The organism is Leucobacter sp. 7(1), assembly GCF_900163635.1.
GTDB lineage: Bacteria > Actinomycetota > Actinomycetes > Actinomycetales > Microbacteriaceae > Leucobacter.
Genome location: NZ_FUID01000053.1, coordinates 1 through 9,642, shown reverse-complemented (window position 1 = coordinate 9,642; position 9,642 = coordinate 1). Strand labels below are relative to the sequence as shown.

The window sequence follows — 9,642 nt, the reverse complement described above, 5'->3', positions numbered from 1 at the left end:
GGGCAGAGGCCGGGCCGGGCCGGGCCGGGCAGGTCAAGGGCAGGGGCAGGTGCGGGGTACGCGAGGGGAGTGAACGGCCCGTGGCCCGTGGCCCGTGGCCTGTGGCCCGGAGCCCGAGCTCGCGCCCGTGTCAGCCGCCCGTGCCAGCGGCCCGTGTCAGCGGCCCGTGTCATTGGCCAGCGCCCTACTTCGGGACTGCGGCGCAGTTCGGAGTGGCAGGCTTCCCCGCCCAGCGATCCAGCGTCCACTCCACGAGCTGCGGGGTCAGCGGGGAATCTGCCGCGACGAGCGAGAGGTGGTCGAGGCCGGGGAAGGTGCGGTAGTCGATCTCCTCACCCGCTGCGCAGCGCCCGGCGACCCAGGCGCGCTGCTGCGCCGGCTTCACGAGCGGGTCAGCGAGGCCCTGCGCCACGAGCACCGGGGCCGGGAAAGGCCCCACGGGTGTCTGCTCCTTGAGGAGCCGCCCGAACTTCCCTGCGAGCAGGCTGTCCGGGAAGATCTGGTTGGGTACCTGCGTGCCGCGCAGAATCGCGGCGAGGACGTCTTGCCCGTTGAAACAGAGGTCCTGGATCTTCGCGACGGGTCCTGCGGAGCCTGGCGTGAGCTGGGATTGCAGATCGAGCTCGGGGTAGAGCGTGTTCCAGGTCGCCGCGATGTACGCGGAGACCGTCTTTCCCGGGGCGTCGTTTTTGTTCACCTCGGCCAGGCCATAGAGATCAGCGGCTGGGGCGAACGCCGCGATCCCGACGACGGTGAGCTCCGGCGCATAGGTTTCGGCGATCTGCCCCGTCCAGAGGGAGCCCTGTCCGCCCTGGGAATGTCCCCAGACGACGGTTTCTGTGGTTGTCGACACCTCTGAGAACTGTTGCACGGCGCGCGCCGCGTCGAGCACATTGCGCGCCTCAGCGTCACCGATGAGATACGGGTGCGTGCCGCTGGTCCCGAGCCCGATGTAGTCGGAGGTGACCGCGGCGAAGCCGTGCTGCGTGACAATCTGCTCGAGCGCCGCTCCGGCCCCGTCAGCGAACGGGGTGGCGCTGAGCGACGGCGCGCACTTCGCGGCGACGCCTGTGGTGCCGTGGGCAATGGACAGCAGGGGCAGTGGCTGTTCGTCGCGCTGCTTCGGGGCGAGCAGCGTGCCACTTGAGATTGCGGGGCTACCGTCGCTGTGCGTGGTCGTGTAGAGAATTTTCCAGGCCTGTGCGCCGTGAGGTACGCCCTCGGTCAGCGGTTCGCTGCGCAGCAGTTGTCCCGGCTCGCGCGGCACCTCAGCGGGCGCGGCATAGAACTTGCCGGGCTGGGGGAGCGGCACCCCGCCGAGGATTGCGCCGGTCCCGAGGGCGAGTCCCACCGCGAGCACGAGCGCGAGGCTCGCCCCGATCGTGCGCGACCAGCGACGCAAGCGCGAGCGCGGACGGGGGGCGCGCAGGACACTGTCGGTGCGGTGTGTGAGCGCGAGCATCACGAGCTGGAGGCCGAAGAACACAAACCACGCCCCGACCCCGAGCCGGAAGAACGTGAGTGTGAGCACGGGCCAGGAGAATGTCACGACGCCGATGATGATGCTCGCGAGTGCCCCAATGATGTTCGTGACGCGCTGGTCGCCACCATTGCGGATCGACTGAATCCCCTGAAAGAGTCCCTGCCCGATCAGGGCTGCGCCCACGACAAACGCGAGCCACGGTGCCCCCGCACTCGGCCAGACCGCGATCAGGGCACCGAGGGCGATCCCGACCCCACCGAGAACGCGCGCCGAGAACCGCGTGAAGCGATCCGCTGTGGGGAGGAGGAGGGCCGCCACGCCGGCGAGCGCCAGACCGATTCCGGTCACGATTGCAATCTGGTGGGTGCTGAGCGGGGCCAGCACCAGTGTGGCACCGAGGCCAATCGCGGCGAGGCCGATCAGAGCCCGTGCGGGGCCAGCAAGGCTCGCAATGCCCGTCGTGAACTCTGACTTCAGCGACATCTGGAGTACCCCTCTGGACCGGCCCCCGGCTCGGCCTCCGAGCAGGTGTGTCGCGGCGCGCGACGCCCTCCAGCGTACCGGGCAGGAAGCTCGCGGGGGATCCCCACCGAACTGAACTACGATTGAGGAGTTATGGCACATCTTCTGGGGGCCGAGGCCCTACACCTTGAAGTCCCGACGAAGACCGTGTTCGACTCGGTCACGCTGGGCGTCGCCGAGGGCGATCGGATCGGTATCGTCGGGCGCAACGGCGACGGTAAATCGAGCTTGCTCATGATGCTCGCTGGTCGGCGGGAGCCGGACGGCGGCAAGGTGACGATGCGCGGCGGGACCACCATCGGTGTGCTGGATCAGGCCGACACGTTCCCCGAAGGCGAGACCGTGGGCCACGCAATCGTTGGCGATCGCCCCGAGTACGAGTGGGCGGGGGATCCGCGCACCCGCGATGTGATCGCGGGCCTCGTCGCCGATCTGGACTGGGACGCCGAGGTTGTGTCCCTCTCGGGTGGCCAGCAGCGCCGGGTTGCGCTCGCAACGTTGCTGAGCCGCGAGTTCGACATGCTGTTTCTCGATGAGCCGACAAACCACCTCGATGTCGAGGGCATTGCCTGGCTTGCGGAGCACTTGAAGCGACGCTGGCCGCGCGGCCAGGGCGCGCTGCTCGTCGTGACTCACGATCGCTGGTTCCTGGACGAGGTCTGCACCACGACCTGGGAGGTCCACGACCGCATCGTTGAGCCCTTTGAAGGTGGCTACGCCGCGTACATCCTGCAGCGCGTGGAGCGTGACCGCCAGGCCGCCACGATTGAGCAGAAGCGGCAGAACCTCGCCCGCAAGGAGCTTGCGTGGCTGCGGCGAGGAGCCCCCGCGCGTACCTCGAAGCCGAAGTTCCGGATCGACGCCGCGAACGAGCTGATCGCCGATGTCCCCGAGATCCGGGATCGCGTGTCGCTGCAGTCGATGGCAGTCTCACGCCTCGGCAAGGAGGTCGTGAACCTCCTCGACGTGGGGGTGAACTACGGCGATCGGGTGATCCTCGAAGACATCGAGTGGCGTCTAGCACCCGGCGAGCGCACGGGCATCCTCGGGGTGAACGGCGCGGGCAAATCCACGCTGCTCGGCCTGATCTCGGGCACGGTCGAGCCGACGAGCGGCACGGTGAAGCGTGGCCAGACCGTGAAGGTCGCGACGCTCACTCAGCGACTCGATGAGCTTGAAGAGCACCTCAACGAGCCCGTGCGCACGGTGATCGGCCGGCTTCGCACAAGTTTCACTGTCGGCAGTGGCTCGAAGGCGCAGGAGCTCACCCCAGGCCAGTTGCTCGAACGGATGGGCTTCACGAGTGCCCAGCTCTCGACCCCGGTGAAGGATCTCTCCGGGGGTCAGAAGCGCCGCTTGCAGTTGCTCCTGATCCTGCTGAATCAGCCCAACGTGCTGATCCTTGACGAACCGAGCATATCGGAGGCGGGTTGGGCTTGTCCCTTGAGTTTACTGGCTTCGCGGCCTCGACGGAAGCCTCGGAGCCTATGTGCCTCGACCTCGGCCACGATACGTCATACATGTTCCTTGCCACGGAGGACCGTGGCGGACCGGACGACACAGAACAGGAGTGCGCGATGACGCTCACTGATCAGCAGACCGTAATGGAGCCTGCCTCGCCAGACCTCAGCATCACGATCCGTGACTGCAACAGCATCGAGGAGGGCGTTATCACCCTGCGTGAAGGATCGCTCAACATCAAGTACGGGCCCAACGGCATCGGGAAGAGCACCATCGCGCGCGCGCTCACGCTGCGCACGCAAGGCGATGGAATCCTTGACGAACTCACCCCCTTCAAATATAAGGCGGTGAAGGACGGCCCTAGGCCCACGGTTGAAGGCGCGGACAGCATTCAGAGTGTCATGACATTCAACGACGACTATGTATCGCAGTTCGTCTTCCAACGTGACGAGGTGTTGAAGAACAGCTTCGAGATCTTCATCAACACAGAGGAGTTCCGAGAGGGACTTATCCAGATCGAATCCAATTTCGAGGCATTGAAGCAGACTTTTGCGGACGAGCCAGAGTTTAACGAAGCTATCGCGGGATTCACGGAGCTCCGCGATGCCTTCAACGTCACCAAGACTGGCGCGATCGCGAAGACCAGTAAAGGGTTCAAGGGACTCAGCGTCGGGGGGAAGCTCGCGCATATCCCCGAACAGTTGCAACGCTACGAAGGATTCCTGCATAGTGACGACCCAGCTGGTTGGATCACCTGGCAGACGAAGGGCAAAGCGTACCTGGACCTTTCGGACAACTGCCCCTTCTGCTCCACTCCGAGCGTAGACAAGGTGACTGCTGCAAAGGTCTCGGAGGAGTACGACTCCGCTGCCGTCCGAAACATGAGTCAACTCCGAAACGTCATCGATCGGCTGGGGCGGTACCTCTCCGAGCGTGATCTTGAGACTCTTGAGGAACTGACTACCTCGATCACGGGGCTCGCCCCTGAACAGGAGTCTTTCGTTGTGACTCTTCGCAGTCAGATTGAGACGTTGCTGACCAAACTCTCAGCAGTCAAGAATCTCTCGTTCCATGCACTCAAGGACGAAGAGAACATCGCCGAAATACTTAGCAGCCTAAAGATCGAACTCAAGTATCTTCCGGCGCTAGACTCCGAAGCAACGCAATCCGTCGTGCAACTCATGAACGGGAAGTTGGGTGACGTAGCATCTCAGATCGATGACATTCGGCGGCGCGTGGGTGAACAGAAGTCACGTGTTGGAAAGCTGATACGGGCTAACCAGAACGCGATCAACACATTCCTGAAGTCAGCAGGCTATCGGTACACAGTTCGGATCGAGCCCCGCGATGACACGTATCGGATGCTACTCGAACACCAAGATGCTCCAGGTCATTTGGAAGCCGCGGCGACTCATCTCAGTTATGGCGAGAAGAACGCTTTCGCGATGGTTCTATTCATGCACGATGTTCAACATAAGCAGCCCGGATTGGTCGTTCTGGACGATCCCGTCTCCAGCTTCGACAAGACAAAGAAGTTTGCGATCCTGCATCAGCTCTTCCACGGGAAGAACAGTCTCCGAGGGATCACATCTCTCCTGCTCACTCACGACATCGAGCCTGCCGTGGACATCGTGCGGACTACCGGTCAGTTCGTTGCCACGAAGCCTGTGGTTCACTTCCTGAGCGGGCGTTCAGGCGTCTTGTCGGAGAAGATCATTCGGCCGACTGACATTCAGACCTTCTCGCAGGTTTGTGACGACAACATCCGATCCGCCACGGATCAGGTCGTTCAGTGCATCTACTTGCGTCGGCGTTTCGAGGTGCATGGGGCGCGCGACGAAGCATATGAATTGTTGTCGAGTGCGCTCCATGCCCGCGAACTACCGACCCGAAAACTTGATACTGGGGAGCAGATTCCGCTCGGTGACGAGGAGGTCGAGGAGGCGCTGAGACAAGTCAAGGAGCACATTGCCGATTTTGACTATGACCAGTTGGTTGCCGAGCTAAGGGTGCCTGGTGCTCTCCGCGCTCGTTTCGATGCGACGACCGTGGGATATGAAAAGGTGCAACTCTTCAGAATCATGCTTGCATTGAGTCCGCACTCGCTGGGCGGAGACGAGGTCTTCACAAAGTTCGTGAACGAGACCTACCACATCGAGAACGAGTATGTGATGCAGCTCAATCCGCGCGAATTTGATGCAGTTCCAGAGTTCGTCATCGCAGCGTGCGCTGAGTTGGTCGCTAGGTCAGAGGCGGCGTAAGCAACGTATGGCACATCTGTTAGGGACCGAGGCTCTGCACCTGGAATACCCCACTCGGGTCGTATTCGACTCGGTGACGATCGGCGTAAACGAGGGCGATCGCATCGGGATCGTTGGCCGCAACGGTGATGGTAAGTCCAGCCTGCTCGGGATGCTGTCGGGCCGCATTGAACCCGACTCGGGCCGCGTCACCCGACGCGGCGGGGTGACGATGGGCGTGCTCGACCAAGCGGACACGCTGGACGACGCCTCCACTGTTGGGCACGCGATCGTCGGCGACCGGCCTGAGCATGAGTGGGCGGGCGATGCGAAGGTGCGTGACGTAATCTCTGGCCTCGTCTCCGACCTACCCTGGGATGCGCGGATCGGAACACTCTCCGGTGGCCAGCGCCGCCGGGTCGCCCTGGCCACGCTGCTGACTGGCGAATGGGACGTTGTTGCGCTGGACGAGCCGACGAACCATCTCGACGTCGAAGGCATCACCTGGCTTGCCGAGCATCTGCGCTCACGGTGGGCGAAGAACGCGGGCGGGCTGCTCATTGTGACTCACGACCGCTGGTTCCTCGATGAAGTCGCCACAGTTACCTGGGAGGTTCACGACCGGATCGTGGAGCCCTTCGAGGGTGGCTACGCGGCCTATGTGCTCCAGCGGGTCGAGCGTGACCGGCAGGCTGCGGCGGTCGAGGCCAAGCGGCAGAACCTGATGAAGAAGGAACTGGCCTGGTTGCGTCGTGGAGCGCCGGCCCGCACGTCCAAACCGAAGTTCCGTATCGAGGCGGCGAACCAGCTCATTGAGGACGTGCCGCAGTTGCGCGACCGGATCGAGCTGAACCGGCTTGCCGTTGCCCGGCTCGGCAAGGAGGTGATCGACCTGCTCGACGCGGGTGTCTCGTTCGATGGTCGCGAGGTGTTACGCGGTATCGAGTGGCGCATCGCGCCCGGTGAGCGTGCGGCGATCCTCGGGGCCAACGGTGCGGGAAAGTCCACTCTGTTGGGCCTCATCGCGGGAACGGTCGAGGCTACGGCAGGGCGGGTCAAGCGAGGCAAAACCGTCAAGCTTGGAGTCCTCGATCAGCAGTTCCGTGAAATGGAGGAGATCGCAGACGACCGGGTGAGGGACGTACTCGCCCGAGCTAAGACGAGCTATGTCATCGACGGCAAGGAACTCAGCCCCGCGCAGCTCCTCGAACGTCTAGGCTTCTCACGCGAGCACCTATCAGCCCGTGTCGGAGAACTATCCGGCGGGCAGAAGCGGCGACTTCAACTGCTTCTTGTGCTGCTCTCAGAACCAAACCTGATCGTTCTAGATGAGCCTTCGAACGACGTGGATACGGATATGCTCGCTGCGATGGAGGACCTGTTCGACTCCTGGCCGGGCACGCTCATCGTGGTCAGCCATGACCGCTACCTCGTGGAACGGATCACAGACCAGCAGTACGCGATTTTCGACGGACGGCTGCGCCATCTCCCCGGCGGGATGGACGAGTATCTGCGACTACGAACGGCGGAGGCAGAGTCGTCCGCTGGCGCTAGCAGCGAGCCGGGCTCAGCGTCTAGGGAAGTCCCGTCACAGCTATCCGGTGCGGAAGAACGCTCCGCCCGGAAGGAACTCAGCGCGACCGAGCGCAAGCTGGAACGACTGAGTGAACGTATCGCAAACATCCACCTGCGTATGGCTGAACACGATCAGGGCGACTACGCGGGTCTGAATCGGTTGAATGATGAGGTGCGCGAAGCCGAGGAAGAGAAAGCAGCGCTGGAGGAACGGTGGTTCGAGCTCTCAGACCTCATCGGTTGAACGATCTGAACTGCGCGCCTGAGATCGCTCTAAGCCTCCATCAGTGCCGGTGTCGAATCGCTTGTTGCGCGAGCATGGCGACGCTTGACCTCCTCGCGTATGCGTGCGCGAACTAACAGGATCAGGCTGACGGGTCCCATGATGATGAGCTTCATCGTGTTCCACAGACACAGTAGAACCAAGAGGTTGAGCCATCCGGGGCCGCCGTCTGCGATGAGGGTGGTGAAGGTGCTCGCGGCCAGGAGGTAGGGCACGGCGAGGAGCATCGCGGGTACGCCCCATTTGAGTCCTCGGCGGGTGCGGATGGCGTCGAGGAGGATGTTGGTGGGCATGTAGCGGCGCAGGAATGCGCGGGTGTGGACGCTGAGGGTCCAGAGCTGGCGGATCATGACGGGGGTTTCCTCTCACATGCACGACGGATCGTCGGAGGCGGTGCGTGTGTGAGTGGCCTTGCGGCCTGCCCCGAGGAGCGTCATATCAAGGAGAAATCCGCCTCATCACCAGAGTACGACGCACCAGCGACATTCGGAAGGGCAACCTGTCACAGGGCCCGGCTCGCAACCTCGCGCCGCACCGTGCGCGAAAGGTCATCGTTGCCCTCGACGCCGGCGAGGTCGCGGAGCCTCGCGAGGGCGGCTTTCGCTCGTGCCGCGTCTATTTTCTGCGCATCGGTATCGGGCGCGGGGCCGAGCGGGTTGCGGGTGGTGATGCCGTAGCGGTCGCGGTACGCGGCGACCGTTCGTGCTCGCCGTTTCCACGCTGCCGCGGCTCTCGGCTCTGCCGGTGTGTCTCCGAGCGCGAGCACCCATTCCTGCCGTTCGGCGAGGGCTTGGTCGAGGACTGCTTCGGCGCGTTGCTGGATCAGCTCGCGCCGTTCCTTGAGGGCCTTCCGCATTTCGGCGGACATGGGTCCGGTTGCTTCGGGGATGAGGCCGGCGATCAGGCGGGGTGCCTTGCGGGTGCGCCCGGAACCCGCCGGCCTGTCGGTGGCGCGGGCGAGGCGGTGGTGCAGGACGGAGGCGATGTCGTCGGCGTCGCCGAAGCCGCGGGCTGCGACCATGCGTGGCATGAGGGCGTCGATGTTGTGGTGGTTCGCCTCCGCCTGCCGGAGTTCTGCGGTGAGGGCTCCGAAGGCGTCGGAGTGGATCGTGTCTTCTGCTTCTTCCGGGGTGAGACCGGAGTTGCGGATGAGGGTGGCGAAGCGGTCGTGTTGGGCGGCTTGCGCGATCGTCTCGTACTCGGCCGCGAGTTGACCCACCGACCCCCAGGTCTCGTGTTCGGCCGTGATCGTCTCGTGCGCGGAGAGCTCGGCGCCGACGTGCTGCAGTACCCGGTAGAGCACGCTCCTCGCGGTCGCATCAGGATCGTCTGCCGGGTGCGGGGTGGTGTGGTTGTCGTCGGGGCGGTCGGTGGCGACGTAGACGAGGTTCGCGTGCCGGCCGCGGGTCATCGCGACGTACAGGTTCTCCCTCGTCGTAGACGGATCAACGAGCACATGCGAGGTGTCCGTGGTGATGCCTTGCGCCCTAAACGCGGTGACTGCGTATCCCAGATCAACGTGATCGGAGACGTAGTCGGCGGGGAGGATCACGGTGCCGCGACTGTCAGCGCGGCGGGCGGTGAGTGAGCCGTCATTGCGGATGTCAGTGACGATCCAGCGGTCCCCGTTTCGCACCCACCCGCGCGGGGTGCGGAGTCGGCGGTCGTTCTTCCTCGTGATGATCGTGTCCCCGACCCCGGCACGGGCGTCGCCTTCGAGGGCGACTTCGCGGCGGGCGTTCACCGTTCCGTCGAGGATGAGGTCAGCGCGGGCGCGCTGGTTCAGGGCGTGGACGGATTCGTTCGAGTCCGCGATCAACACCGTTGAAACCCCGGCGAGGGCATCGGTGCGCCAGGCAGTGTAGGCGGCGTCGATCATTGCCTCGGTGTTCCCGCCGTTGATGCGACCGTGGGCGGTGTAGGTGTCGATGGCTTCTGGGCGGCCGTGGCGGAGGTCGAGGGAGGTGGACTTTTCCCAGTCGTTGACGAAGCGGTGAACGTCGAGCAGTTCGGGGGCGTCGTTGCGGTCATGGACGAGGAGGGAGAACGCGCCGCCGGCGGTAACGGATTGCAGTTGC

5 protein-coding genes and 1 pseudogene are annotated in these 9,642 nt (G+C 64.0%); 3 read left to right on the top strand and 3 right to left on the bottom strand.

All coding sequences use genetic code 11. The features are described from left to right. Positions 1–184: 184 nt before the first annotated feature. Positions 185–1,966, bottom strand: coding sequence for a lipase family protein (locus tag FM113_RS10445; RefSeq protein ID WP_087014418.1), 1,782 nt, complete (start codon positions 1,964–1,966; stop codon positions 185–187). A 132-nt stretch (positions 1,967–2,098) separates the two neighbouring features. On the opposite strand from FM113_RS10445, the pseudogene FM113_RS10440 reads away from it, so the two are divergent. The 3 genes and pseudogenes from FM113_RS10440 to FM113_RS10430 form a co-directional block, all read left to right on the top strand. Continuing rightward, a pseudogene (locus FM113_RS10440) lies at positions 2,099–3,421 on the top strand (ABC-F family ATP-binding cassette domain-containing protein); the annotation flags it as partial. A gap of 161 nt (positions 3,422–3,582) precedes the next feature. Beyond that, a complete protein-coding gene (locus FM113_RS10435) occupies positions 3,583–5,727 on the top strand; it encodes an AAA family ATPase (protein WP_176387172.1) in 2,145 nt (714 codons plus the stop codon). A 7-nt stretch (positions 5,728–5,734) separates the two neighbouring features. Further along, a complete protein-coding gene (locus tag FM113_RS10430; protein ID WP_087014414.1) occupies positions 5,735–7,525 on the top strand; it encodes an ABC-F family ATP-binding cassette domain-containing protein in 1,791 nt (596 codons plus the stop codon). A gap of 29 nt (positions 7,526–7,554) precedes the next feature. On the opposite strand, the gene FM113_RS10425 is transcribed toward FM113_RS10430, so the two are convergent. Then, complete coding sequence (locus FM113_RS10425; protein WP_087014411.1) at positions 7,555–7,914, bottom strand: sulfate permease; 360 nt, start codon at positions 7,912–7,914, stop codon at positions 7,555–7,557. 152 nt (positions 7,915–8,066) lie between these two features. After that, positions 8,067–9,642, bottom strand: a 1,576-nt coding sequence (locus FM113_RS10420) for an AAA family ATPase (protein WP_176387171.1), incomplete at its 5' end; no start/stop codon positions are given.

Bases quoted from the DNA above. Each gene is read 5' to 3' on its own strand.
- FM113_RS10445 (WP_087014418.1), bottom strand. From the start codon at position 1,966: ATGTCGCTGAAGTCAGAGTTCACGACGGGCATTGCGAGCCTTGCTGGC.
- FM113_RS10435 (WP_176387172.1), top strand. From the start codon at position 3,583: ATGACGCTCACTGATCAGCAGACCGTAATGGAGCCTGCCTCGCCAGAC.
- FM113_RS10430 (WP_087014414.1), top strand. From the start codon at position 5,735: ATGGCACATCTGTTAGGGACCGAGGCTCTGCACCTGGAATACCCCACT.
- FM113_RS10425 (WP_087014411.1), bottom strand. From the start codon at position 7,914: ATGATCCGCCAGCTCTGGACCCTCAGCGTCCACACCCGCGCATTCCTG.